Origin of the sequence: Streptomyces sp. NPDC048211 (assembly GCF_043202315.1) — a bacterium.
In the GTDB taxonomy this organism is placed as follows: domain Bacteria; phylum Actinomycetota; class Actinomycetes; order Streptomycetales; family Streptomycetaceae; genus Streptomyces.
This window is the reverse complement of sequence record NZ_JBIDAD010000003.1, coordinates 165,198-188,160: the sequence shown is the minus strand read 5'-3', so window position 1 is coordinate 188,160 and position 22,963 is coordinate 165,198. Positions and strand designations below refer to the sequence as shown.

The window sequence follows — 22,963 nt, the reverse complement described above, 5'->3', positions numbered from 1 at the left end:
CAACCCTCGCCGTACGGGCCGGTGCGAGGGGAGGCGTGTGGGCGGGGTCGGGGCGGTCGTGGCGAGGCGGCTCCGCAGTCGCTCACCAGTCCTCCACGATCTCGAGCCGATGGCCTTTTCGCGCCGGTGCCGGGAGGGGCCTGCGACAGACTGGTGTACATCTACCGAGAGGTGCGCACGTGTCAACGGAGCGACTGCCGATGGATCTTGAGAGTTACGTGGCGCGGACCCGTAGCGGTCCCTGCTTCGTCTGCGCGTTCCTGGCCGGTGACCCGGAGTACGCGCATGCGACGGTCTTTGAGGATGCTGATCACGTCGCGTTCCTGGACAGGTGGCCCACGGTGCCGGGCAAGGTCCTGGTCGCGCCGAAGGTGCACGTCGAGCATGTTGTGCGCGACCTGGACGAGCAGGCGTACAGCCGTCTCATGCTGTTCGTCCGGGAGATCGCCCTCGCGGTCGAGGCGGTCTGCGGCCCGGAGCGTACGTACCTGTACTCGCTCGGCAGTCAGCAGGGCAATGCCCACCTCCACTGGCACATCGCCGGCCTGCCACCCGGCGTTCCCTACCGCGAGCAGCAGTTCCATGCCTTGATGACCGAGCACGGGGTCCTGGCGCTGTCGCCGGGGCAGGCGGCCTCGACGGCCGTGCGTCTGCGTGAAGCGGTTGTCGCGCGGGGTGTACTCAACACGGGATGAGCGGCGGAATCCGGTGCCAGTAGGCCGTGTCCCGTGGCATCCGATCCACCGACGGCAGGCCCCACGGTCGTGCACGCTGCGACCTCGTCGTCTTGCGGCGTATCGCGGCGACCGACATGCCATAGGCGCGGGCTCGGCCCGGTGAACGGGGTGACCCAGGACGGCTCCGACGTCGTGAACACACCAGTCAGTGGCCTGATCATTCGCTTGCTGAAGTTGGACACCCGGATCGGCTCCAGGGCGAAAGCCCAAGGTTCGCATGCTGGACTTCGATGTCAGAATGGACAGCTTCGTGGTGGCGATCACTGTGCGGGCACCATGTCGGCCATGACGAGTTCCGAGACACGCAAGGCATACCTCCTGGCTGTCGAGAGAGCCGCGCAACTCCTGGCGGAAGGAGGGGTGGCGCTCTGCTGGCAGAAGGAGTCTGTGCTGCCGGGGATGTCGGTCGGTGGGCTGGCCGGTCACCTTGCGCGCAGCATTCTGCAGGTCGAATGGTTCCTTGATGGTCAGGTGGACGGCGCGGAGCCAGTCACACCTGTGCACTACTACGCCAGGCTCAAGGGCACATCCACACCCGACTCCGAGCTCAACGTCGGCGTGCGTGCACGCAGTGAGGAAACTGCCACGGCCGGTCCCGCCGTCGTCGCCGAGCAGGCGCGGGCTGCGTGGCAGCGGTTGTCCGAGCGGCTGACAGGGGAGCCGGCCGACCGGCGAGTCGCCGTCCTCCACCGGTCCGGGGAGGAGATGCTCCTTGACGGATACCTGCAGACACGGTGTGTCGAACTGGCCGTTCATCTGGAGGACTTGGCGCTGAGCGTGGGCGCCCGCACCCCCGCCCCCGAAGCCGCGCTCGGCATCGCGATCGACGTGCTCGTCGCGGCCGCCCGTGAACGGCACGGTGATCAGGCCGTGTTGCACGCACTGGCGAGGCGTGAGCGTGACATCAACCACGCCTTGCGTGTGCTGTAGGCGGACTGAGCCCTTGTCTGCGAACGCCGCGGATCACCTTGAGGGCGATGCATAAGACAGGGCGCTCCGGAACCCGGATGCCACGGAGGTGAGGAGGCGCGACTGGCTCCGGGTTGCCTCGGGAAGATCCTGACCCTCTGATCAGGGAATCCAGTGAGCGCCCACAATGCGCCGCCATCCACTGCGCAGTCAGCGCTTACGGGACAACCCCTAATCGGGCAGGGGTACGCGAATGACGGGATCGAACGGGCGTTTGTTGAATCCGCTGCGCACATTGCGACAGCTCGGCGCCTTGCACATGATGAATTCGTCGACGTTTCTGCGGCCCGTGCGTTCCTTGAGCCAGGTCTTCTCATTCCCGGTGAGGGGGCGGTGTGGTTCGTCGGAGTCGCAGGTGTAGCAGAACTTTACCGTGGGTTGCACGACACCTCCTGAAACGGGGCGGATGAACCGGGACTGGAGTATATGAGGGCGTGGTGGGTTTCCGACAGAACCAGGCCGGTCGTCTTCCGGATCGCGACGTGCTGAAGCGGTCAACCAGTGAGCGATTGCATGTGAATGCTCGCCCCGGAATGGATGCAGCAGAGGGCGGATTCACTGCTCGGCGAACAAGGGTGTCGGCGGCTTCGCACCTGTCCGTATTTCTGCCTGCCTCGATAGAGAGACGCGTGCAGTGCCTGGAACAGGCTGCGCGGGAGGGGGGAGCGCCGTCACCGCCTCTCGCCTCTTTCGCTCCGGAAGGCCCTCGGCTCGTATGGCAACTACTCTGAATATGTGCTGCATGTGCTGCATAGCTTGAATGGAGGACGTCATGATCCTTGTAGGCGTCGTTCTGCTCGTCATCGGACTTGTCGCGGGAATTTCCGTCCTGTGGACCATCGGGGTCATCCTGCTTGTCATCGGCGCGGTGCTCTGGGTGCTCGGTGCCCTGGGGCATGCGGTGGGAGGTCGGCGCCACTACTGGTAACCGTCGACGGGGTGGCCTACCGGGGAATCGCCGCAGGACTCAGGGCTGTGGACTTTTCCATTCGAACATCAGAATGGTCGCGTCGTCGCGGAGGCCGGTGCTCTCCGACTCCAGAAGGGAATGGATGAGCCGGCGCAGAGTCTCGGGTGCGAGCTCTCCGGCCGCGGCGGCGCGCACGACGTAGTCGACGAAACGTTCCAGGCCGAACTCCGTTCCGTTGCGCATGCGTGATTCGGTCGCGCCGTCCGTGTACATCAGCACCCGGTCCCCGGGCTCCAGGGTGATCCGGTGGACCTGACGCGGACCGGACACGAAGGCGAAGGGGAAACCCATGGGCGGATCCGCCTCCTTCTCCATCGCATGCGGTACCAACGCCCGGTCCCGGATGAGCAGCGGTGCCGGATGTCCGCAGTTGCTCCAGCGCAGTTCGCCCGAGGCCAGGTCCAGCTGGGCCAGGACACCGGTACAGAACTGTTCGGGAAGCCACTGCGTCAGTGCCGAGTCGACGCTCTCGATGAGCTGGGGGAGATCGGCTCCCGTCCGGCGTGCATTGCGGCAAGCGGCCAGGGTGACCGAAGTGGCGAGGCCGGACGTCAGGTCGTGCCCCATCGAATCGAGGATCGACGCGTGCAGGGTCGTAGCCGTGAGGGCGTGGTCGAATCCGTCTCCGGCGATTTCGTATGCCGGTTCCAGGACAGCCGTCGACACGACGTTCGCCGTGCCGATCGTACGGGGCGGCAGGAACGCCCGGAGCAGTTCGGCGGGCAACTCCATCGGCTCGGTGCGCGTCCGCCGTACGAACGAATCCTTGTAGGACCGCTTGGACGTGATCATCATGGCCAGGAGGGAGGCAAGGGCCCGCGCGCGGCGTAGCAGCACGGCGTCCATCGTCGGCGACAGAACCGCCAGCACCCCCAGACGTTCGGCACCGTCCACCAGAGGCAGCCACGCCGTCAGCTCGCCCATCTCTCCTTCCTCCACCCGCAAGGCCTGGCTGCGGTAGGCCCAGCCCGCAAGGGAGGCGTCGATGGGGAGGTCTTGGCCATGCCCCGTCAAGGGGACCAGGACGCGCTGCTGGACGTCGCTCAGATAGACCACTGAATGCTGCAGGCCAAGAGCCCTGGAGCAGCGGTCCACGGCCGTGGACAGGTCGAGGGCCGAATTCGCCGGGTCGGCCAGGAAGTCGCCCAGAAGGTCATCGGTCGCGGACGCCGTCATCCCGCCGCCTCTCGTCTCTCCTCGTGCGTCTGTCCCACCTGAGTAGTCTCACTCGGGTGCGTGACCGGCGCGCGGCGGGCTGGTTACCGCAGCTCCGGCCGAGCACGGACATGAGCCGGCCGACCCCGCTACTGGACGCCGAAGAGGTCACTGGCGAACTCGGGGTCCATCCTGGAACGTTCTGTACCGCTCCTCGGCGGCCGATCCGGGCCTTCAGAACTTCAGAATCTCAGTGCTCCCGGCCTTGCCGACCAGGGGATTCGCCGCGGCCAGTTCACTGGTGCCCGCTCCTGTCACTACGGTGTCCGGGGTGACGTGCTCCCGCCCCGATGGACGGGACCTCGCCCGGTCGAGCGGGGGTGTCCAGGTCGGAGCTGGTTCACGCTCTGCGTGGCCGTGGTCGCACGGAAGTGGTGTGGGCCGGGCCTTCATCGCCCTCGCAGAGCCGGGCCAGGCGGCGGAGCATCGCGCGGTGCCTCACTTGCTGGGCCGCGTCCAGGAGGCCGTTGTGCAGAGCACCTCCCGCACCACGCAAAGGGTGTTCATCAAAGATGATCAGGGTGTGTTCGCCCCAAGGCCGAAGTTCCATCGCGATCCTCGCGGTCCCCAGCGGTCCGCTGTCCGCCTCGAGTTCGAGGAGTGCGGTGGGTTCGCTTCGCCGCACCACGGTCCGGTTGTGGAGGGTGAACGGCCCGATCCTGATCTCGTACCGCAGGCTAAGGGCTGTCCCGTAATCCCTGGTGGATCAGCGCGCGGCGTCAGATGCGGTGCATCGCAAGGCGGAGGGGCGTCCGCATACTGGATGTATTCGGACGTTCCGACAACGCGGCGAGGTGCCGTAGCTGTCGTCGTGCGCCCGCCAGGGATTACGGGACAGCCCTTAGCCCCCAGCTTCGGCCACTGCCCCTCGTCCACCTCGGCCCGTGCCGCGCCGACGACCCAGTCCCCGTAACGTGCAACGTCGGAGAGGACCTCCCAGACGTCTGCCGGAGGTTTTCTGATCAACCGGTGCCGCACGGCCATGCCTGTCTCCGTCGTCCGAAGTGTCGCGTTGCTCGATAGGAGTTCTCACGCTAAGGGCTGTCCCGCCATTCCTGGTGGATTACCGCGCGGAGTGAAATGCGGTGCATCGCAAGGCGGAGGGGCGTCCGCGTTCTGGATGTGTTCGGGCGTTCCGACAACGGAGGGGGTCCCCTCGTGCCGTTGAGGCTACGGGGGAGAGGTGCCGTAGCTGTCGTCGCGCGCCCGCCAGGGTGTGCGGGACAGCCTTGGGTCCGGCTTCGCCCGCCCGCGCGTCCGTGCACGACGTGGGTGCAAGCTGATCGGGCGCCGAGCGGCAGAGCGGCCGCCCCGCCCCGGCAGCCACGGGGCAGAACGCCGGAGACCGCAGCTCCAGTGGCGGCGGACAACAAGCGGGCCGAACCTGAATGGGTGGGCGCGCGCCTGGCGAGGCGAGCGGGAATACGAATCTGTCTGCGTCCCCATGGAGGCTTCCGATGACGACCGCCGCCGCTCCGCCCGTCGACTTCGGCACCGTGTGGACGCTGCCGGGGGTCTACGCCCCGCAGGCCGACACCTACCTGCTCGCCAGGGCTCTTGGTGCCGAAGGGGTCACAGCGGGCATGGAAGTGCTCGACGTCTGCACCGGAAGCGGCGCGCTCGCTCTCCTGGCGGCGCGGATGCGTGCCCGGGTGACAGCGACCGACATCTCCTGGCGAGCAGTGATGACCGCTCGGATGAACGCAGCCCGCTCCGGCCACCGCATCCGCGTGGTGCACGGTGACCTCACGGGGCCGGTCGCCGGTCAGCGCTTCGACCTCGTGGTGAGCAACCCGCCGTACGTGCCCACGCCCTACGAACGACGCACCCGCACCCACAGATCCGCGGTCGCCTGGGACGCCGGGCACGGCGGACGGCAGACCCTGGACCGGATCTGCGCCCATGCACGGGATGTTCTGCGGCCGCACGGCGTACTGCTCGTGGTGCACTCCGGACTCTGCGGCGTCGACGAGACGCTCGGCAGAATGATGGATTCCGGGCTGCGTTGCGCTGTGACCGAGCGGTCCTACGTACCGTACGGGCCCGTGATCACCAAGAGACTGCCCTGGCTACGGGCCCGGGGTCTGATCGGCGCCGGCGAAGACGCAGAGGAACTGGTGGTCATTCGTGCCGAAAGAAGCTGACGGAGCCAGGCGTATGACCGTTGTGCGCGACGGCCCGATTCTCATCGAAGGGCCGGTCGAGATCGTCCAGGAGGACGGCTCGGTCGCCTCTTCCGACCGGTTCGTCGTTGCCGTCTGCACCTGCCGCCGGAGCCGCGCGTATCCCTGGTGCGACACCAGTCACCGCCGGCGGACGAAATCTCCCGGCGCCGGCAGCCGCGAGGGAGGCGACCGGTCTTCCGGGATCGACCCGAAGGACACCCATGACGGCGATCACCACTGACCACGATCCGGTCGGCCCCGCCATGCCACGTCCTCGAGGGCCGCTCTCGGCCGGCCTGTTCGCCGCGCTTGCCTCACCGCAGCATGTCCCTCCGGGGGCGGACGAGGTCGCGGCTGCGGATCCGTACGGAGAGGACCTGCAGCTGGCCCTCTACATGCTCTACGAGTTGCACTACAGAGGGTTCGCCGCAGTCGCCGAGGACCGGGAGTGGGACCCGGAGCTGATGCCGTTGCGCCGGGCGCTCGAGCGGCGGTTCCTGAGGGCGCTGCGGACCGATGTCCTTCCCGGACGCTCCGCCGATGAGGCCATCGGGGAGCTGCTGACCGAGCCCACCGACCGGCGTGGCAGCGTCTCCCACCACCTTGAGCACGACGGAGAACTGTGGCAGATCCGCGAGTACGTCGCCCTGCGCTCGCTCTACCACCTCAAGGAGGCGGATCCGCACGCCTGGGTGATCCCCCGGCTGCGCGGGCGGGCCAAGGCCGGCATGGTCGCCATCGAATATGACGAATTCGGCGCGGGGCGGGCCGAGAACATTCATGCCCAGCTCTTCGCCGACCTCATGGAGGACGTGGGTCTGGACACCCGCTACGGCCACTACGTGGAAGTGGCACCGGCCGCCGCGCTCGCCGTCGTGAACCTCATGACGTTGTTCGGTCTGCACCGAGCCCTGCGTGGCGCACTGGTCGGCCATTTCGCGTGCGTGGAGATCACCTCGTCGCCAGGCTCCCGCCGTCTTGCTGCGGCGATGCGGCGCGTCGGGGCCGGGCCCGCCGCCGAACGCTTCTACACCGAGCATGTGGAGGCGGACGCCGTTCATGAACAGGTCGTGCGCCGAGAGGTCATCGGCGGCCTGCTCGCCGAGGAGCCGAGCCTGGACACCGAGGTGGCTTTCGGAGCCGACGCCACGGTGCACATGGAGGGCCGATTGGCGTCTCACCTGCTGAACGCCTGGCAGACCGGGCGGTCGGCCCTGCTCGACGGTGATGGTGCCACCCGGCTGTAGCACTGAGTCCCCGGCCGTGTGCTCGGTGCGTGTGCCGGCCCGCCCCACTCCGACGGACATCGAACCGACCGACAGGGCTGCCGGGCGAACCCCGGGCCCCGCCACCGCCGTCGACGCCCACGCACGGACCGGCGACGAGGACCGAGCCGTGCGGGCACGCCAGGAGAACCCTGCGCATCCGAACCCGACCTTCGTTCCGGGCACTCATGTGCTGCATACGACCCGTCACATAACCTCGTGCGGGGAGACCTCGCTCCATGGCGTGTGTCCCTACTTCGAGGAGGTACAGGGTGACCCGAACCGGTGCACGGTGGCTCGCGGGCGCGCTGATCGTGGCCTGCCTGCTGCTCGCCGGCCCGAGCGCGTCGAGCGTGGCCCACATAGCCAAGCCGTTGCCGGCCGGTGCTCCCCAGGAGGCCGTGCCGAACCGCGTCATGACGTGGAACCTCTGCAATCCCTGCGAGGGAAGCGGACAGAACCTCGGCCGGGCGGCGGAGATCGCGACGTACGCACCTCAGGTCATCGGGCTTCAGGAAGCGTGCGTGGGCGACGTCGAGAGGATCCGGGATCATCTGCAGTATCAGTACGGGCTGGTCTACCACGTCGAGTACGGCTCGGTTCTGCGGAGTTGGGGCCGTTGCGGGGGAGTGCCGTGGAGTCCGGGGGGCTTTGGCCAGGCGATCCTCTCGGCCGCTCCGATGACCGACCACGTGAACGTGGAGTACCCCGACGGCGGCTCCGAGGACCGTGGGTACATGGCCGTCACCACTCTCGTGGACGGCCGGCCCGTCCGGGTCTTCAACACGCACCTGGCCCAGCGGCGTCAGGAATCGGTCCGCGCGAAGCAGACTGACGTACTTGCGAAGGCGATCGCCCGGCATGACCGCACGATTGTTCTCGGTGACTTCAACGCGGTGCCGGATGCCGTCGAACTCACCGGGATGTGGGGCCTGGCCAAGGACGCGGACGCCGCTTGCGGTCCCTCAGCGGCCGGTGCGTGCGAGCCGACCACTGACTGGCGCAGCAAGTTCGACTACATCTTTCTGCGCGGCTTCGCCCCGCTGGAGCACCGTGTGCATCTCACTCCGTACTCGGACCACGATCTGGTGCAGGCTGATCTGAGGTGGGCGTAGCAGGGTCCGGCGCTGCGAGCGGGTTCTGCCGGTGCCCCACGACGAGACGGAGGGGCGAGTACCTACCCGGCTGCGCGGGCCCGCCGGCTCAAGTCCGCAGTCACAGAAGGTGACTGACTCCCAAGAGGCGCTGCGCATGGTGACGACGCTGGTCACGGACCTGGCGTGTGCGTGCCTTCGGCGTGCTCGTGTCGGTCGTGGGGGCGGCAGTGCGAGGTGCGGATGGTCCGGGAGGTGCGGGTTTCGCGACGTCGCCGGCCGTCGGAGGTTGTGCGCTGACGCTCCCGCGCACGGAGGACCGACGAGCATGAGCGGATCATCGTGCGCCGCGCTGGACGGGGGATACCGAAGAGGCTGAGCCAATGCGGGAGGAGAAGCTCTCGGCCGAGCCGCTGCGGGAGCAGCATGCGGCCCGGTTAACCGGTTGCGGTCCTTCGGGACGGAGTGTCTGATCTTGACCATGACAATTGTGCTGGGCACGCCGACTGTCCACGGAGTGGGCGAGGCCGAGGCCGCCCTGCGGGAATGGCAGTGCGACGAAGCGCCGATGCAGTTGCATGGCGGGGACATCGGCTGGAACTACCGGTTCGGAACGGCCGAGACGGCCGCGGTGGTGCGGACCTGGAGTCGGGACGGCCGGATACGCGCGGTCGGGATGCTCGACTCGCCGACGCTGGTCCGGATGACGGTCGCTCCGGGCGCCTTCCGGGACGAGGAGTTGGCGCGGCGGCTCGTCGAGGACTTCTCGCTTCCTGAGCGCGGCGTGCTCCCGGAAGGAGCCGTGTCCATCGAGGCCCCGCAGGGCCTGCTGCTCCACGACCTTCTGAGCAAGGAAGGATGGAGCGTCGACGAGCCGTGGACTCCGCTCTTCCGCGACCTCACCGAGCCGGTGGAGGACCCCGGCGTCCGGATCAGGCCGATCGGCCCGGAGCAGGCGCAGGACTTCGCCGACGTCCTGCGGTCGGCCTTCAGCACTTCGCGGCCCACGCGCGCTTACTGGCACGCGATGTCGGCGGGACCCTTCTACGCCGACGCCCGCTGCCTGGGCGCCTATGACGCCCAGGGCTGCGTGGCGGCGGTGGTGACAGTGTGGTCGGCCGGAAGGGGGAGGCCCGGATTGGTCGAGCCGATGGGCGTCCACGAGGACCACCGCGGTCGCGGCTACGGCCGGGCGATCACTCTGGCCGGGGCGGCCGCGCTGCGTGAGATGGGCTCGTCGAGCGTACGTGTGTGCACTCCGAGCTCCAATGCCGGCGGCGTCGCCACGTACAGGGCGGCCGGGTTCGAGGAGCAGCCGGAGGTGCGGGACCGGGTCCGGCCGGCCTGACGCCGGGGCTGCTCGCCAGGGCGTCAGTCCGGGGTGGGGATCGTCTGGTGGGTGTGGGTCCCGGTTCCTCATCCACCGTCGCGGGTTGCGCTCGTCCCTTTGACCGCGGCGGTAACGGGCTTCGAGATGAGGAAGCGCAGCGAATCCCCAAGGGACCCGGGCTGGGCACACGTCCCTCGCCGTCCTGCCGCGGGCCCACTCCCGCAATCCGGATGACGATCAGGGCTCGTCGTCGGCGACGCTCGGCCTGCTCGGCAGTCTGGGGAAGAGCCGAAGGCCATCACCTGACGGATCGTGGAAGCGCCAGCCTCAATGCGCGGCGCCGAGGGCGGTGGCCAGCATGTCCTCGATCAGGTCAGCAGCGCGCGAGGTGCCCCCCTCGGCTCGGGCGGCGACCTGCAACTGCCGTGACCGGTCGACGCGTTCCGGATCTGTGACCAGGTCGTGCAACGCCGCACGAAGGACCTCGGCGGTGGCGTCAGCGGTGTCCACACGGCGGGCGACGCCGAGTTCCACGAGTCGGTCGGCGTTCATGAACTGCTCGGCCCCCTGCGGCACGGCGATCATGGGAACGCCCGCGAGGAGTCCTTCGCCGCAGCCGCCCATGCCCGCGTGGGTGACGAAGGCGTCGGCCTGTTCCAGGATCGCCCGCTGGGGGACCCACGAGTGCACTTCGACGTTGGGCGGAATGGTGCCGAGCTCCTCGGGGTCGGTGTACTTGCCGATCTGGAGTACGACGTGCCAGCCGGGCAGGTCGCCGAAGGCGGCGATGCACTGGCGGTAGAAGGCGGGTTGCTGCGTGAACGCCGAGCCCAGCGAGATGAGCAGCACGTTGTCCGCGGATGCGGGGCGGGTCCAGCCATCCGTGTCCGCTCGGGCGTCGAAGCAGGGGCCGACGAAGGTCACCGTGTCGGTGTCGACTCGATCGGCGTGCGGCTGCATCGCTCTCGGGATGAGGGCGAGGGCCCGCGCGGGTGGGCCGGAGAACGTGTCCACGTCCGTGGTGCCCGCACCGCAGTTGGCGAGCCACCGTGCGAACCTGTCCTGGTACGCGTCGGCGCCGGGCAGCTTCCGTAGATGGGCCGCGACTTCCTCTTGGTAGCCGTCCCATCCGACGAACGTCGGAGACAGTTGCACGACGGGACGCCCTGCGCTTCGGCCAGGGCGCGTGCGGCATAGGCGCCGATGTCGTAGAGGTACAGGTCGGCCGGATCGTCGTCGTAGGCGGCACGCAGTTGCGGCAACGCCTGGACGGCGTCGTCGAGGAAGAGGCTCGCTGCGGCGATGGGGTCGGCAGGCCAGTTGTTGTCGGCGACGGGCAACGTGGAGGTGCAGGGCAGCAGTTCCGCGCCGGTGGACTCGATCCGGTCGGCCACGAACGGGTCGTTGGCGTAGGTGACCCGGTGCCCGCGGGCCACGAGTTCCTGGATGAGCGCGAGGCCGGGCAGGACATGGCTGACGATGGGGATGCCGACCATGGCGATATGGACGCGGCGAGGGGACACGGGCGATCACTCGTTTCTGGTGCGGACGGATGCCGGCGGTGTGGCGAGGACGCGGTGTCAGGGCTGCTCGATCTGTGCGGCGGCCTCCTCCAGGGCGGCGACGGTCCCCGACATGATCGTCCGCACATGCCTGGTGATGTGCTGCACGGGCCACTCCCACCACGCCACGGCAAGGAGCCGGGCGACGTCCGCAGCGTCGTAGCGGGTGCGGATGAGCCGGGCAGGGTTGCCGCCGACGATGCCGTAGTCGGGGACGTCGCTGGTGACCACGGCGCCGGCGGCGATGATCGCGCCGTGGCCGATCCGTACGCCTGGCATGACTGTGGCGCCATGTCCGAACCACACGTCGTTGCCGACGACCGTGTCGCCCCGTGCGGGCAGGCCGGTGATCAGATCGAAGTGCTCCGCCCAGGAGCCGCCCATGGTGGGGAACGGAAAGGTGGAAGGACCGTCCATGCGGTGGTTGGCGCCGTTCATGATGAACCGGGTGCCGGTCCCCAGCGCACAGTACCTGCCGATGACAAGTCGCTCGGGGCCGTAGTGGTACAGAACGTTGCGTGTCTCGAATGCGGTCGGCTCGTCCGGATCGTCGTAGTAGGAGAAGTCACCGACCTCGATCAGGGGCGACTTCACCAGCGGCTTGAGCAGAACCACGCGCGGGTACTCGGGCATCGGGTGGAGCACAGTGGGGTCAGCGGGAACGGGCGGCATAGGGGAAGAGGTTCCTCTCTGGTGGACCTGGTGGACCTGGTGGACCTGGTGGGCGTCATCTCGGTGCGTGGGGGGAGGTGTCCCGGCAGAGGGCCTTCACCGGAACGCCGCCCCTCCGAGACGATTGTTGTTGTCAACGACTCCTGGCAGGTGCCTTGTTCGAGGCGTTGACCGCATCCGGCCCGGGGGAGTGTCGTAGCGTCGCGGAGCCTTCCGCAGGCTGGGACATCGCCAGCCACAGGCCGGTGAACACCGCGGTGGCCAAGGTGACGATGCCGGCGGCGAGGAAGGCACTGTTGAGGCCGGCCTCGAACGAGGCGCCGCCGGATTGGCGGGCGCGGACGACGGCCCCGAGTACCGCCACACCGAGCACGGCGCCGATCTGCCTGGTGGTGCTGCTGATGCCTGATGCGAGGCCGCCCTCCTGCGGGCTGACTGCTTGCATGGCGGCGCCTGTCAGCGGGGACATGACCAGTGCGAAGCCGATGCCGGCCAGTGACAGCCGCCACCACACGTGCCCGTAGCCGGTGTCGGCGTGCACCGTGCCGAGCGCCAGCAGTCCCAGGCCGGCGAGGGCCAGGCCGGCGGTGACCACGATGCGGAAGCCGTGTTGGGCGGCGAGCCGGCCCGCGTACGGGCTGACGATCACCATGGCGAGGGACAGCGGCAGGGTCTGCAGGCCGGCGCGCAGGAGCGAGCTGCCCTGGACGTACACGAAGAACTGGGAGAAGAAGAACGACGAGCCCATCAGCGCGAACCCCACCACGACCATGGCGGTGTTGGACACGGTGAACAGGCGCTGGCGGAACAGCCGCAGCGGCAGCATCGGTGCGGAACTGCGCGCTTCGACGGCGATGAAGGCGGCGAGGAGGATCACCGCGGCGGCGAAGCTGCCCAGGATGACCGGCGAGGTCCAGCCGCGGGCGCCACCCTCGATCAGCCCGTAGGTCAGCGCCCCCACCCCCAGCACGGACAGCACCGTCCCCGGGACATCGATGGAGGGGGCGCTCGGATTGCGGGCCTCTTCAAGACTGCGCACACCGACTAGCAGGAGGGCCACGCCGATGGGCAGATTGACCAGGAAGATGGCGGGCCAGCCGAAGGCGTCTGTCAGCACACCGCCGGCCACGGGGCCCGCGGCCAGACCGATGCCGCTGAATCCGGCCCACAGCCCGATCGCCTTGATCCGTTCCTGCGGCACGGGATAGGCGGCGGCGAGCAGGGCCAGCGAGGCGGGGCTCAGCGCCGCGGCGCCGATGCCCTGCAGCACCCGGCCGAAGATCAGCCAGCCGAGCGAGGGCGCGAGGCTGCACAGCACCGACGCTGCGGTGAAGACGGCCACGCCGGTCAGGTACACCCGTTTGCGTCCGAACCGGTCGGCGAAGATGCCGCCGGACAGCAGCAGCATGGCGACCAGGAGTACGTACGCGTCGACGATCCACTGCAGGCCGGTCAGCTGAGTGTGCAATCGGTGCTGCATGTCGGGCAGTGCCGCTCCGACGATCGTGTTGTCGAGCAGCACCATGAATTGACCCAGGCAAGTCACCGTGAGCAGCACGGCCCGGTTTGGTCGACTGCCTGTCGTCGCATGCGATGGCGTCATGAGATCCCCCTCAGTCGTTGGTTGCGCGGTCGTGGTCGACGTGGGTGCGATACGCCCGAACAACCTAAAGCAGTCGGCGACTGCGTTAGTAAACTATAGGGAGGGTGCCTCGCAAACGCAAGTCTCCACTGCGTTAAGGTGGGGGGTATGAACGAGCGAGAGCGAGCCCGGCGGCCCGGAGGACGTAGCGCCCGCGTCGGCGCGCAGGTACACCAGGCCGTCACCGACCTGATCAGCGAGCGCGGCTACGGCAACTTCACCGTCGGCGAGGTCGCAGCGCGCGCAGAGGTGGCCGACAGCAGCATCTACCGCCGATGGGGCAGCCTGGAAACGCTGCTCACCGACGTGGCGCTGACCCGCCTCAATACGCAGTCCCCGATGCCGGACACCGGGAGCCTCGCCGGCGATCTGCGCACGTACGCGGCCCAAGTGGCACGCGAGATCACCGGACCCGACGGTCCTGCGGTGCTGCACCTGGCCGTCGCCCTGTCGAGCAGCGGACGACAGGGCCTGCTGGCAGGTGCCGCCCTCCGCGCCGAACGCACCCGCCAACTGCAGGCCATGCTCGATCGCGCCCGCGATCGTGGCGAGGACGCACCCGACGCGTCCGAGGTGCTGGACCACATCCTGGCCCCGATGTACATCCGCGTCTTGTTCGGCATGGTCCCGCTCGCCCCGGACTACATCGACGGGCTGGTCGACCGCATGCTGTGACCTCAACCCGGTGCCCGTGGCCGGCCATCGGGCGCGGTGGCGCGGGCAGCGTCGGGTGCCCGTCGGCACGCGCCCGACCGTCCCGGCATCCAGCCGTCAGGCCTGTCGCGTGACCAGGCGGGCAACTTCTCGCACGTACGGCCTCGGTGGGTCACTGCGATTCCGGTGTCCGGAGAGTCCGCGTCGGCGACGTTCATGGCCGAGCCGAAGGCGGCCTTCGCGCCTGAGCAGTCACGCCTGGCGGCTGTCGCCGCTGTCGGGCAGGGCCGGCCGACGACTGAGTCGGGTGTCGGTGGCGCCGTTGTCGATGACGACATGCTGGTGGAGGGGGAGTGCCGGATGTTCGTCGGCTGCTGGGCGACGGTGTGACCCTTTCTCCGCCTTACTCCGCTTTGCCCGGCGTTGGTGGGCCGCAGGCGCGCTACGGACGACCCGCTCGGTCGGTGTGGGACACCACGGCGTCGATGAGCTGCGGCCACAGTTCCCGGGGGCGGTCGTGACCCATGTCGGGGATCAGCAGGAGCTCGGCATCAGGCACGAGCTCCGCAGTGCGCCTGCCACCGCTGGGGTCGATCAGAGTGTCGTCCAAGCCGTGGATCACCAGCGTCGGTACCCGCAGCTCGCGGAGGGCGTCCGCGCGGGAGCCGCTGAGGATCATCGCGCCGAGCTGCCGTCCGATCCCCGCGGGGTAGTACGAGCGGTCGTAGCTCAGGGTGGCCAGCTCACGAAGCGTCGCGGCGTCTCCGTACCGTCGGGAAGCCCACGCCAACTCCTTCTCCACCGCTGCGACGTATCCCGCACGGTCGGCGGGCTTCGGAGCGAACAGCACCGCCTGGGCCTCCGCGCTGGACGTGCCGTATTCACTCTCGCCGGTCGAGGACATCATCGACGTCAAAGTGAGGACCCGCTCCGGGGAGGAGAGGGCCATCGTCTGGGCGATCATTCCTCCCATCGACGTCCCGACCACATGGGCGTGTTCGATGCCGAGCGCGGCGAGCAGGCCGAGGCCGTCGTCAGCCATGTCGCGCAGCCGGTAGGGGACCATCGCGAGGGCGGCGGGGATGTCACCCGCGCTGACGGTCGCGATGAACTTGCCCATGTCGACGGGGTGGTCGTCGAACTTGGTCGACAGCCCGCAGTCGCGGTTGTCGTATCGGATCACGTACCGGCCGCGGTCCGCCAACGCCTGGCAGAAGTCCTCGTGCCAGGCGAGCATCTGTGCACCGAAACCCATCACGAGCAGGACGGGTGGGTCCCCGGGGTCTCCGAAGCTCTCGTACGCGATGGATACCTCGGGGGACACGACAACGTTCGGCATACATGAATCCTGCCATGGCATCGGCCCTGGAGCGCGCCCATTTATCTGGCGCGTGACCTGCGCCATTCCTGCTCACCTCTCTGCTCCGCCAGTCAGAGTCCGGTCCGGTCCGGTCCGGTCAGGTGTGGTCCGGTCGTGCGCCAGTGGGTCGTGACCAACAGGGCCCGGTCCTCCGGCGGCAGGCTCCATGCCCGATCCCCGCGGACCACCTCCGCACCCTCGCGCCGCGGGCCGTCGCCCACTTCCCGAATGGTCGGGCGAACGGGTGCCACGGACGGCTCCGAGGGGGCGATCACACCAGCGATCCAAGATCATCTCAGCAGTGATCGGAGAGGTGCCTCAGACACGATGGCCCAACCGCGGGCCAACCGCGGGTGAAACAGGTGGCGTGGACGGACAGAGGCGCCACAGACGAAGGGATACGGGCATCGGGCAAGGCGCTTCAGCACAACGATGTCCTTCTCGGCATGCGCCAGAGCGAGGTAGTCGGCAGGCGTAGGCACGAGGATGGCCTCTCGTGAGCGTCGAAACCGTCAGTCTGCGCGTGGATGCCGCCGCACGGGCGGCTCTCACACCCGGGCCGCGCCTCGGCGGTTGTTGAGCGTCAGCTTCTCTCACTCCCGTCGGTTGCCCAGTGCTCCAGTCATCCGTGGCAGACAGGCAGGAGCCGAAACAGTCTGCATCACGCACCGCATGCGGAGGGTGCAGAGCCAACAGGATTCCCGCCGGGGTGGTCCTGCTGATCCGCGAGCGAGGAAGCAGGGCCGTCGGCGCGAGTAAGTGGAGCACATCGAGCCTCGCCGGGGCCCTCGGCGCCATGGTTGTACGCCTCCGAGTCGACCAGTTCAACCGAACGGCCCGTCACCAATCCGCCGGGCGCGCCGGGAAGCTCCTCGGGGAAGGGAGCCCGACGCCACCGCACAGGCCGACGGACAACAACGTGCCGGGTGGCCGGATTGAGATTCTTCAGCGTTGCCGCTCCAGTGAGAGAACGGCCTCGGGATCCACGTCATACGGTTGGGGCCGCATCGGGACAGCCCTTTCGGCCTGGGGGAAAATTGAGATTCGGGCGTGCCGGCCTGGCGGTTCGGCTGGTGGTTGATCAGCAGGTCACGTCGCGGATGAGGACGAGTTCGGTGCTCGTCTCTGGGCGGGTGACCCGCTGTGCGGATCGGTCAGAGACCGGGGAGGCGATCGCGAGCTGCGTTTCGGCATAGATGTCGCGGCGTCCGGTGAACCATCGAAGGGGTGCCCGCTGTCGGAGCTCAGCGTTGGTGTGTTCCACGCAGATCCGGGCCGAGGACTGCCGCCGCCGCGTCTCGTGCCAGGCGTACTTGTCGCCTCGCATGCCTCGTCCTTGGGCTTCCTGGGCGGTGCGCTGACCTGGCCGGGGAACTCCTTGGCCGGCCCTGCGTATCCGGAGTCGACCTTGTCCTTCACGCTTGGCCTGTTGCGGAACTGCTCGGCGATACCCCCTCGGTGCGGACGGCGGTCTGGTCGTGCATCCGGCCCGGGCGGACCACGCCGGACAGCAGCATGCGGCCTTGGCCGTCGCTGAAGGTGGTGGTCTTGATGGTGTTCTGCCTGCGCTTGCCGGAGACGAACTCACGGCGTCCGGGACGCCCGGCCTGTGGGCGCCCGACCTGCATCTCGGCCCCATCGAGCCGCATCTCGACACCTTCCGCTTCGGCATAGGCGAAGACGTCCTCCAGCGTCTTGAGCCGCAGGCAGGGCCGGTCGGGCACCGCGAAGCCGCGGGCCGCCAGGAGCGGGCGGAGCTGCCGGATCGCCGTCGGAGACCGTGGAGCGGTCCACCTCGAAGAGCTCGGCGAGGACCTCGTCCGGCAGCTGGTGTCGCAGGTGGACCAGGGTGACGAGCAGCCGGTCGAAGAAGACCAGCTTTGGGCTTGCGGCCGGCCCCTTCCGCCCGCTTGCGCTGTCCGCCGCGTGCTGCTCGCAGCGTGGACTGCCTGGCTGCTTCCCACGTTCTGGCGAGCTCGGCGAACAACTCGCCGAATGTGCGCGGGAGACACCCGACAAGGCAGGATGGGAACAGGCCGCACGGGCCCAGGTCAGCTGCACAACTCACCCAACCCGCCCGGTCCTTCTCATGTCACGGCCCGACCGGGACGATCACCACTTCCGGCTCTGCCGCAGATCCTGTGACGCGGCCTGTTTGGGCCCACGTGCCTGGATAGGCGGACAGGTGTGCGGTTCGGTGGGTCAGTAGCGGTGACCGGGCCAGTGCGGGTCCTCCCAGCGGTCGGGTCCGGTAACGCCGAGCAGGCGTATCCGGTGAAGTAGATCCTCGGATGCGCCATAGGCACGAAGCCGGCCAGGCGTGTGGCGGACAAGCCAGGCAGTCAGCTCGGCGCGCATCTCTTCCTCGTTCTCCCAAGCCCGCCATGGAAGTTGGTCACCGAGCAGTTCGTACTCCCAGCGCGCTGCCGCTTCGGCCAGGTGTCGGTCGGCCACAGGGCCACTCAGCGCTTGCCAGGTGTTGAGCCACGGGCTCAGCGTGCCCGTTGCCTCGGCACTAAGGACGAGGAGGTCATGCACAGGTACGGCGGGATCCGGATCGGTGAGGGTGCAGGCCCACCATGCCTGCAGGAATTCCTCCACTGCAGTGGCGTGCTCGGCAGGCCACTGCTGCCAGTGGCCGAGAGCGAATGAACGCCCGACTTCCTCCGTGCCGAAGAGGGGCTCGATGAGGCCGCTGACGAGGGCAGAGGCGAACTGGGGCAGGATCCGGCGCAGCACGGATGCATGATCGCTCCAGTCGATGGCCTGCCATGTGCGCTGCAGGAGATCGAGGTCCAGCTCCGAGTCCGCCACTTTGAGCTGCGCGAGGTCTTCCGCGCTACCCCAGTGGCACTCGCAGTTGGACTCGTCGGGGTGAGCGGTCATCCCGCGGAACGTAACGGCCAGGCCGTCCAGCGCGGCGTCGAGGCGAAGTCGTGCGCGGGGCTGATCGAGGTTCATCATGGGCGTTTGCCTTTGGGGACTCCGGGAGCTTGCGCCGGCCGAAGATCGCTAATTTACCGGGTCAGGATCCCGACTGTCATCAGCATGGCAGCGTCTCGACTCTTGCAGTGCTCGCGATTGCCCAGAGACGGATCACAGGATCAGCGGCAGAGCAGACCTGCTGCAGCTTGCCGAGACAGGCCGCGGAGCGGACGTGCTCGTCCGCACTCTGCAGTATGTCGTGGATGCTCACGCGGCCTGCTCCTCACGCTCGACCAGGACGCCGTTCTCGACCCTGCCACCGGAGCGGATCAGGGACACCACGTGGACGCCGGTGATCGCGAGGAATGGTCAAATTCTGTGGACCGACCGAACAGTCCAATGACCGGTCGATCAAGCGAGCGGCTTGCGGTAACGAACATACTCGTTCTGTCTCCGGAACCCCACGCTCTCGTAAAGATCGTAGGACCGGTGCGGATTTGCCGTGCCCGTGTACAGCCTGGCCGTCATTGCACCCTGCTCGCGAAGGCTTCGCAGCCCTTCCAGCAGCAGGATCCGGCCGATTCCGAGGCGTCGCTGGTCCGTTCGGACGCTCAGCTCTTCCACCTCGCCCACGGTGTGGTCGTGGCTGCGGATGGAGCAAAGGGCCACGCCGAGCATGTCCTTCCCGTTCCACGCAGCCCGCCAGCATGCCGGCTCGGCGGTGTCGACGAAATCCTGGAAGGACCATTTCTGAGTGAAACCGGTGCCCGCATACGAATCGACGACCGTCCTCCAGGCCGCACGGTAGTGGCTGGTCCCGATCGGCCCTGTCCTTATCCCGGCCGGGAGTTCGTTGCCCGGCTCGGGCAACTGCTGCAGATCGCTCAGCTCCAGCTCGACCAGACTGAAGACACGTCGGTAGCCGGCTGAGAGCAGAAGCGCCGTGGCGTCCTGCTCGGAGACCATGGCGTTCGCACCGATCACTGCCGTCCGCGCCGTGCCATGGTCTTCGACGAGCCGGCGGATCCGCTCTTCGGCCCAGCTCAGCATGGCTGACCCGATGCCCTGGTCGCGATGCTCGGGCAAGAGGTAACCGCGGTGCAGGTAAAGCCACGTATCGTCCCGCTCCTGCCACCACCGGATCGTCGAGTAGCCGACGATGCCTCCGTCGCGTACCACCAGGACCTGGTCCTTGGACGGCTCGTCCAGCTTGACAGAGGCCTCGGCGATCTCGGCCGCTGTCGGGAGCCCTTCCACAACCGAACGGGCGTCGACCCGGTCCCGTTCGACGCATCCCAGCCGCACCGCCACCATGGGGCCGTGGTCCTCGTCGCCCCGATACGGCCGGAACCCGAAGCCGGCTGGGAGGTCCTGTCCTGGCGTGTGATCCGACATGATCGGATGATCTCGAACTTTGAGGCAGATCCGCCACCTGTTCATGAACCCGGCGCCTCTGCGGGCGCGCGGCAGGGAACACCCCGGCGAGCTCCCTCGACAGGCCCATGGCGCCGTCGCCGACCACCAGTTCGGCGTCGTGCATACAGCGTGTCCGGCAGCCGCCCAGCAGGTCGGCCCACGACTCGGTGGACTCTTGCAGGCCCTCGGCCAGGGCGATCAGCCCCGTGGTGCCATCCAGGCGCACGCCGGGCAGGACCAGGACGTGCGAGTGCGCCTGCCCGAGCCGGACTTCACCGGCATGGAGCATCAGCGAGTGCTCACCACCGAAGTCATGCAGGGCGATCGCCACTGCGCGATCTCCCCACGTCTTCGCAGGCTGCCCGGCCCATTCCAACTGATTGCCCGCTCCCAGTCGGCGAACCCTTCCGGTCACAGCACCAGGTGTTCTCGTCCCACACTCTGTGTGTGGTCACGTCGCGTGGGTGGCAGCCATGGCCTGGGCGAGTTGCGCGACCGGGTCGCCGGCGATCTGGTGACGGGACTGTCGGTCGGGCCAGGTGGAGAACGCGTCGTCCGGCCAGCGCGGAACCACGTGGAAGTGGAGATGGGGTACTGATTGCTCCGAGCCGGGCCCATTGGCGCTCAGTATGTTCACGCCTCCGGCCCTCAACACGGTCCGCATCGTCTCGGCAACGCGCTGGACCAGCGCCATCGTGCACGCCAAGACCTGCGGGGGAGTGTCGAAGATGTCTGCCTGGTGGGACGTGGGAATCACCAGGGTGTGCCCTGGCGCGAGAGGATCCAGCGGCGCGAACGCGCAGGCCACAGGCCCGCGTGTCACCCACCGGGCGTCGTTGTTCCGGATGAGTCGGCAGAAGGTGCATTCCATGCGGTCCGAGCTTGCCAGAGCCACGACAGGGAAGCCTGCGGATCCGTGCTGCGGTCCGGCGGGAACCTGTAGCCGGCCGGAAGGTCGTGTACGGGCCCGCCATTCGACACGAACGAATGATCCCGAACGGTGAGGCCCGCCCGCAACTCTCCTCCTGCGGCGGGCATCTGCGACCGTTCAACGAGTCGGACGCCACGTTCCGGCGTTGCGGCTGGTGAGATTGCGGTGGTGGCGGGAAAAGGAGACGGCGATACCGAACGGCGCGCGTTGTACCCCGGAGCGACGTACCTTGGATCGATGCGCCCGGGCCGAACTCCGACGGGTCAGTACGGGTCAGTACGGGACAGGCGCGGACGGACCACGCTCGTCATCGCGGCTGCCGTCCGCGACGCCGACTTCACGGCCGCGCTCGCGCAAGCGGCGGAAGTGCCGAAGCCGACCTCCAGGGGCCCCGGGGCGCTGAAGGATATTTCGCTCACGTGCGCCGTACAGGTGCTGCGGAGCCGGATGCTTCGCCGCCCACTCGGGCGTCAAAGCATCCGGCCATGCGACCTGTTAGCAGAAGCAGGGGATCAGGATGCCGAGCACAGGGCCGTCAGCGATGGCGTGCCCGCCCCGTCCGAGGTGCTGGCGAGAAAGCCGAAGGTGGTGCTCGCCCCAGGCGTCAGCGTGCCGTTCCACCCGGCGTCGCGCACCGTCGCCCCGGTCAGTGTGCCGTTCCAGACCTGGGTGAGGCGGCTGCCTTCCGGTAGCGCGAGGGTCACGGCCCATGAAGAGATCGCTGCCGTGGACGAGGCGTTGGTGACCGTCACCTCACCCTGGTAGCCGCCCTGCCACGTTGACACCGTCCGGAAGGCCGCCGAGCAGCCACCGCTCCCGGGTTCTCCCGGCTCTCCGGGCTCTCCCGGGGTGAGCAGGGCCGACAGCGCGGGGTACCAACGGGCTGCCATCTTGGCGTCGCCGGAAGCATTGGGGTGGACGCCGTCGTAGGTGTCGGTGGCCGTGTCGAAGCCCGTCCACTGATCGACGACGGTCACCGGAGACTGTGCGGTGGTGATGCCCTGGGCCCAGGCCGGAATGCGCTGGTTGAAGGCGACGGTCCGGGCGGCGCACTCGGCGCAACTGCTCGGATTGACCGGGATCAGCTGAGCGACCAGCACCTTCATCGCCGGGTTGGCGGCCCTCATCTGGCCGACCAGTTTGGTGTATGCGGCAAGGATGGTGTCCGGCGCGATGCTGCTCCAGACGTCGTTGGTACCGAAGTGCATGATAACGATGTCCGGCGCGGTCGCCGCCAGCCATCCGGGCAGCAGGTTCTGGTCGGCGGTGGTGGTGGCCAGGAAGCCGCCGTGGCCTTCGTTGTCGGCGTCGTGCGTGAGGGCGCAGCTCTGGGCGTTCAGTGTGCCGACGAAGTCGATGTCGGTGTAACCGCCCTTCTGTAGTTGGTCCCAGAGGAGGGAGCGCCAGCAGCCCGGTGAGCCGGTGATGGAGTCGCCCAGCGGCATGATCCGGACCGGGGTCGCGGTGGCGGCCGCGGCGGGCGGGGCGCCGGTCAGGCCGAAGCCGGCGGCTAAAACGAACAGGGTGGCCAGTAGAGCGGCGAGTAGGGGGTGGCGTCTGCTGCGCACGGATTGTCCTTCCCGAAGGGGCGGAAGCGGAAGTGCGGTGAGCCTGTTCATGGGAGCGCTCCCATGCAGGTGCTGCGTTCATCAAGTCACGATTGGCGCTGACACGTCAATATCGCGACGGGGGACAGCGCGTCCTCGTTGCTGCCGGAACGCCATCCCGGGGCCGAACCGCCAGCGGCGAGCGTTCGTCGGTGCTGCCCTGGCAAACGCGGTGGACATCGCGGAGACCGTCCGCCAGTTGCTGGAGGAGGGGGGAGGCCGACTCGGACGACCCGGCGGACATCTCGCCGTACCTGGCCGAGCACGTCAACCGGTTCGGCGAGGACAGCAAACCACGAACGCGGCATCCAGCCCGAGGCGTACGGCCCCGACCTCGACGTCGGCTTCATACCGTTGCTGCACAGGCATGACCTGATCTCCGCCGCCCTCGACCGGGCGACGCCTGAACCGTGAGGCGAACCAGAGCTGGTGGCGCCCTTCGCGTGAGC

Annotated in this window: 21 protein-coding genes and 5 pseudogenes; 10 read left to right on the top strand and 16 right to left on the bottom strand. The window is 68.3% G+C overall.

Features of this window, described 5'->3' with window-relative positions; all coding sequences use genetic code 11:
- Positions 1–200: 200 nt before the first annotated feature.
- Positions 201–695 carry an HIT family protein gene (locus ACGFZA_RS13725; RefSeq protein WP_393679024.1) on the top strand — a complete coding sequence of 165 codons (495 nt, stop codon included), beginning with the start codon at positions 201–203 and terminating at the stop codon, positions 693–695.
- A gap of 150 nt (positions 696–845) precedes the next feature.
- Positions 846–1,667: a maleylpyruvate isomerase N-terminal domain-containing protein gene (locus ACGFZA_RS13720; protein WP_393679023.1), complete on the top strand. Its 822-nt coding sequence runs from the start codon at positions 846–848 to the stop codon at positions 1,665–1,667.
- Between the two features lie 210 nt (positions 1,668–1,877).
- Here the strand turns inward: ACGFZA_RS13720 and ACGFZA_RS13715 are convergent, their stop codons facing one another.
- Complete coding sequence (locus tag ACGFZA_RS13715; protein WP_385272250.1) at positions 1,878–2,090, bottom strand: hypothetical protein; 213 nt, start codon at positions 2,088–2,090, stop codon at positions 1,878–1,880.
- Positions 2,091–2,478: 388 nt separating this feature from the next.
- On the opposite strand from ACGFZA_RS13715, the gene ACGFZA_RS13710 reads away from it, so the two are divergent.
- Entirely contained in the window at positions 2,479–2,634 is a 156-nt protein-coding gene (locus ACGFZA_RS13710) for a DUF6131 family protein (RefSeq protein WP_385272253.1), read from the top strand.
- 39 nt (positions 2,635–2,673) lie between these two features.
- Here ACGFZA_RS13710 and ACGFZA_RS13705 read toward each other — a convergent pair whose 3' ends face one another.
- Entirely contained in the window at positions 2,674–3,852 is a 1,179-nt protein-coding gene (locus tag ACGFZA_RS13705) for a PP2C family protein-serine/threonine phosphatase (RefSeq protein WP_385272256.1), read from the bottom strand.
- A gap of 379 nt (positions 3,853–4,231) precedes the next feature.
- Positions 4,232–4,570 (bottom strand): annotated as a pseudogene (locus tag ACGFZA_RS13700) (SRPBCC family protein); the annotation flags it as partial.
- A gap of 778 nt (positions 4,571–5,348) precedes the next feature.
- Between ACGFZA_RS13700 and ACGFZA_RS13695 the strand changes: the two are divergent.
- From ACGFZA_RS13695 to ACGFZA_RS13675, 5 genes are all read left to right on the top strand, one after another.
- Positions 5,349–6,035 carry a HemK2/MTQ2 family protein methyltransferase gene (locus ACGFZA_RS13695; protein ID WP_385272262.1) on the top strand — a complete coding sequence of 229 codons (687 nt, stop codon included), beginning with the start codon at positions 5,349–5,351 and terminating at the stop codon, positions 6,033–6,035.
- 13 nt (positions 6,036–6,048) lie between these two features.
- Positions 6,049–6,297, top strand: a complete 249-nt coding sequence (locus tag ACGFZA_RS13690) for a CDGSH iron-sulfur domain-containing protein (protein ID WP_385272265.1) — start codon at positions 6,049–6,051, stop codon at positions 6,295–6,297.
- On the top strand, positions 6,278–7,303 hold the full coding sequence (locus ACGFZA_RS13685; protein ID WP_385272268.1) for an iron-containing redox enzyme family protein: 1,026 nt from the start codon (positions 6,278–6,280) through the stop codon (positions 7,301–7,303). Before ACGFZA_RS13690 ends, ACGFZA_RS13685 begins: the two co-directional genes overlap by 20 nt.
- 257 nt (positions 7,304–7,560) lie before the next feature.
- Positions 7,561–8,436, top strand: a complete 876-nt coding sequence (locus ACGFZA_RS13680; RefSeq protein WP_385272271.1) for an endonuclease/exonuclease/phosphatase family protein — start codon at positions 7,561–7,563, stop codon at positions 8,434–8,436.
- Between the two features lie 460 nt (positions 8,437–8,896).
- Positions 8,897–9,763, top strand: a complete 867-nt coding sequence (locus ACGFZA_RS13675) for a GNAT family N-acetyltransferase (protein ID WP_385272664.1) — start codon at positions 8,897–8,899, stop codon at positions 9,761–9,763.
- A gap of 309 nt (positions 9,764–10,072) precedes the next feature.
- Here the strand turns inward: ACGFZA_RS13675 and ACGFZA_RS13670 are convergent.
- The 3 genes and pseudogenes from ACGFZA_RS13670 to ACGFZA_RS13660 all read right to left on the bottom strand — a co-directional run bounded on the left by ACGFZA_RS13670 (position 10,073) and on the right by ACGFZA_RS13660 (position 13,582).
- Positions 10,073–11,241, bottom strand: a pseudogene (locus ACGFZA_RS13670) (macrolide family glycosyltransferase).
- Between the two features lie 84 nt (positions 11,242–11,325).
- Complete coding sequence (locus tag ACGFZA_RS13665) at positions 11,326–11,979, bottom strand: CatB-related O-acetyltransferase (protein ID WP_385272670.1); 654 nt, start codon at positions 11,977–11,979, stop codon at positions 11,326–11,328.
- A 133-nt stretch (positions 11,980–12,112) separates the two neighbouring features.
- The gene (locus tag ACGFZA_RS13660; protein ID WP_393679022.1) at positions 12,113–13,582 is read right to left on the bottom strand and encodes a DHA2 family efflux MFS transporter permease subunit; all 1,470 of its coding nucleotides are present in this window, start codon (positions 13,580–13,582) and stop codon (positions 12,113–12,115) included.
- A 147-nt stretch (positions 13,583–13,729) separates the two neighbouring features.
- On the opposite strand from ACGFZA_RS13660, the gene ACGFZA_RS13655 reads away from it, so the two are divergent.
- Positions 13,730–14,296 carry a TetR/AcrR family transcriptional regulator gene (locus ACGFZA_RS13655; protein ID WP_385272277.1) on the top strand — a complete coding sequence of 189 codons (567 nt, stop codon included), beginning with the start codon at positions 13,730–13,732 and terminating at the stop codon, positions 14,294–14,296.
- 195 nt (positions 14,297–14,491) lie between these two features.
- Positions 14,492–14,665: a hypothetical protein gene (locus ACGFZA_RS13650; protein ID WP_393679021.1), complete on the top strand. Its 174-nt coding sequence runs from the start codon at positions 14,492–14,494 to the stop codon at positions 14,663–14,665.
- 52 nt (positions 14,666–14,717) lie between these two features.
- Here the strand turns inward: ACGFZA_RS13650 and ACGFZA_RS13645 are convergent, their stop codons facing one another.
- The 10 genes and pseudogenes from ACGFZA_RS13645 to ACGFZA_RS13600 all read right to left on the bottom strand — a co-directional run bounded on the left by ACGFZA_RS13645 (position 14,718) and on the right by ACGFZA_RS13600 (position 22,475).
- Complete coding sequence (locus ACGFZA_RS13645) at positions 14,718–15,614, bottom strand: alpha/beta fold hydrolase (RefSeq protein WP_393679020.1); 897 nt, start codon at positions 15,612–15,614, stop codon at positions 14,718–14,720.
- Between the two features lie 134 nt (positions 15,615–15,748).
- Positions 15,749–15,919: pseudogene (locus tag ACGFZA_RS13640) on the bottom strand (IS5/IS1182 family transposase); the annotation flags it as partial.
- Positions 15,920–16,716: 797 nt separating this feature from the next.
- Positions 16,717–16,962 (bottom strand): hypothetical protein, encoded by a 246-nt coding sequence (locus tag ACGFZA_RS13635; RefSeq protein ID WP_393679019.1) that lies wholly within the window; start codon positions 16,960–16,962, stop codon positions 16,717–16,719.
- Positions 16,963–17,050: 88 nt separating this feature from the next.
- The gene (locus tag ACGFZA_RS13630; protein WP_393679018.1) at positions 17,051–17,359 is read right to left on the bottom strand and encodes a transposase family protein; all 309 of its coding nucleotides are present in this window, start codon (positions 17,357–17,359) and stop codon (positions 17,051–17,053) included.
- 100 nt (positions 17,360–17,459) lie between these two features.
- Positions 17,460–17,696, bottom strand: a pseudogene (locus tag ACGFZA_RS13625) (hypothetical protein); the annotation flags it as partial.
- Positions 17,697–17,837: 141 nt separating this feature from the next.
- Complete coding sequence (locus ACGFZA_RS13620; RefSeq protein ID WP_393679684.1) at positions 17,838–18,596, bottom strand: hypothetical protein; 759 nt, start codon at positions 18,594–18,596, stop codon at positions 17,838–17,840.
- A gap of 375 nt (positions 18,597–18,971) precedes the next feature.
- Positions 18,972–19,955 carry a GNAT family N-acetyltransferase gene (locus tag ACGFZA_RS13615; protein WP_393679017.1) on the bottom strand — a complete coding sequence of 328 codons (984 nt, stop codon included), beginning with the start codon at positions 19,953–19,955 and terminating at the stop codon, positions 18,972–18,974.
- A gap of 52 nt (positions 19,956–20,007) precedes the next feature.
- A pseudogene (locus ACGFZA_RS13610) lies at positions 20,008–20,265 on the bottom strand (transposase); the annotation flags it as partial.
- 162 nt (positions 20,266–20,427) lie between these two features.
- Positions 20,428–20,847 carry an HIT family protein gene (locus ACGFZA_RS13605; RefSeq protein ID WP_393679682.1) on the bottom strand — a complete coding sequence of 140 codons (420 nt, stop codon included), beginning with the start codon at positions 20,845–20,847 and terminating at the stop codon, positions 20,428–20,430.
- Between the two features lie 572 nt (positions 20,848–21,419).
- Positions 21,420–22,475, bottom strand: coding sequence for a GDSL-type esterase/lipase family protein (locus ACGFZA_RS13600; protein ID WP_393679016.1), 1,056 nt, complete (start codon positions 22,473–22,475; stop codon positions 21,420–21,422).
- Between the last annotated feature and the right edge of the window lie 488 nt (positions 22,476–22,963).

What these genes read in the sequence shown, in the direction of transcription:
- ACGFZA_RS13615 (WP_393679017.1), bottom strand. Translation starts at nt 19,955, where the DNA reads ATGTCGGATCACACGCCAGGACAGGACCTCCCAGCCGGCTTCGGGTTC.
- ACGFZA_RS13705 (WP_385272256.1), bottom strand. Translation starts at nt 3,852, where the DNA reads ATGACGGCGTCCGCGACCGATGACCTTCTGGGCGACTTCCTGGCCGAC.
- ACGFZA_RS13675 (WP_385272664.1), top strand. Translation starts at nt 8,897, where the DNA reads ATGACAATTGTGCTGGGCACGCCGACTGTCCACGGAGTGGGCGAGGCC.
- ACGFZA_RS13655 (WP_385272277.1), top strand. Translation starts at nt 13,730, where the DNA reads ATGAACGAGCGAGAGCGAGCCCGGCGGCCCGGAGGACGTAGCGCCCGC.
- ACGFZA_RS13690 (WP_385272265.1), top strand. Translation starts at nt 6,049, where the DNA reads ATGACCGTTGTGCGCGACGGCCCGATTCTCATCGAAGGGCCGGTCGAG.
- ACGFZA_RS13665 (WP_385272670.1), bottom strand. Translation starts at nt 11,979, where the DNA reads ATGCCGCCCGTTCCCGCTGACCCCACTGTGCTCCACCCGATGCCCGAG.
- ACGFZA_RS13645 (WP_393679020.1), bottom strand. Translation starts at nt 15,614, where the DNA reads ATGCCGAACGTTGTCGTGTCCCCCGAGGTATCCATCGCGTACGAGAGC.
- ACGFZA_RS13650 (WP_393679021.1), top strand. Translation starts at nt 14,492, where the DNA reads ATGGCCGAGCCGAAGGCGGCCTTCGCGCCTGAGCAGTCACGCCTGGCG.
- ACGFZA_RS13685 (WP_385272268.1), top strand. Translation starts at nt 6,278, where the DNA reads ATGACGGCGATCACCACTGACCACGATCCGGTCGGCCCCGCCATGCCA.
- ACGFZA_RS13635 (WP_393679019.1), bottom strand. Translation starts at nt 16,962, where the DNA reads ATGCGAGGCGACAAGTACGCCTGGCACGAGACGCGGCGGCGGCAGTCC.
- ACGFZA_RS13695 (WP_385272262.1), top strand. Translation starts at nt 5,349, where the DNA reads ATGACGACCGCCGCCGCTCCGCCCGTCGACTTCGGCACCGTGTGGACG.
- ACGFZA_RS13605 (WP_393679682.1), bottom strand. Translation starts at nt 20,847, where the DNA reads ATGGAATGCACCTTCTGCCGACTCATCCGGAACAACGACGCCCGGTGG.
- ACGFZA_RS13620 (WP_393679684.1), bottom strand. Translation starts at nt 18,596, where the DNA reads ATGAACCTCGATCAGCCCCGCGCACGACTTCGCCTCGACGCCGCGCTG.
- ACGFZA_RS13660 (WP_393679022.1), bottom strand. Translation starts at nt 13,582, where the DNA reads ATGACGCCATCGCATGCGACGACAGGCAGTCGACCAAACCGGGCCGTG.
- ACGFZA_RS13680 (WP_385272271.1), top strand. Translation starts at nt 7,561, where the DNA reads ATGGCGTGTGTCCCTACTTCGAGGAGGTACAGGGTGACCCGAACCGGT.
- ACGFZA_RS13725 (WP_393679024.1), top strand. Translation starts at nt 201, where the DNA reads ATGGATCTTGAGAGTTACGTGGCGCGGACCCGTAGCGGTCCCTGCTTC.
- ACGFZA_RS13710 (WP_385272253.1), top strand. Translation starts at nt 2,479, where the DNA reads ATGATCCTTGTAGGCGTCGTTCTGCTCGTCATCGGACTTGTCGCGGGA.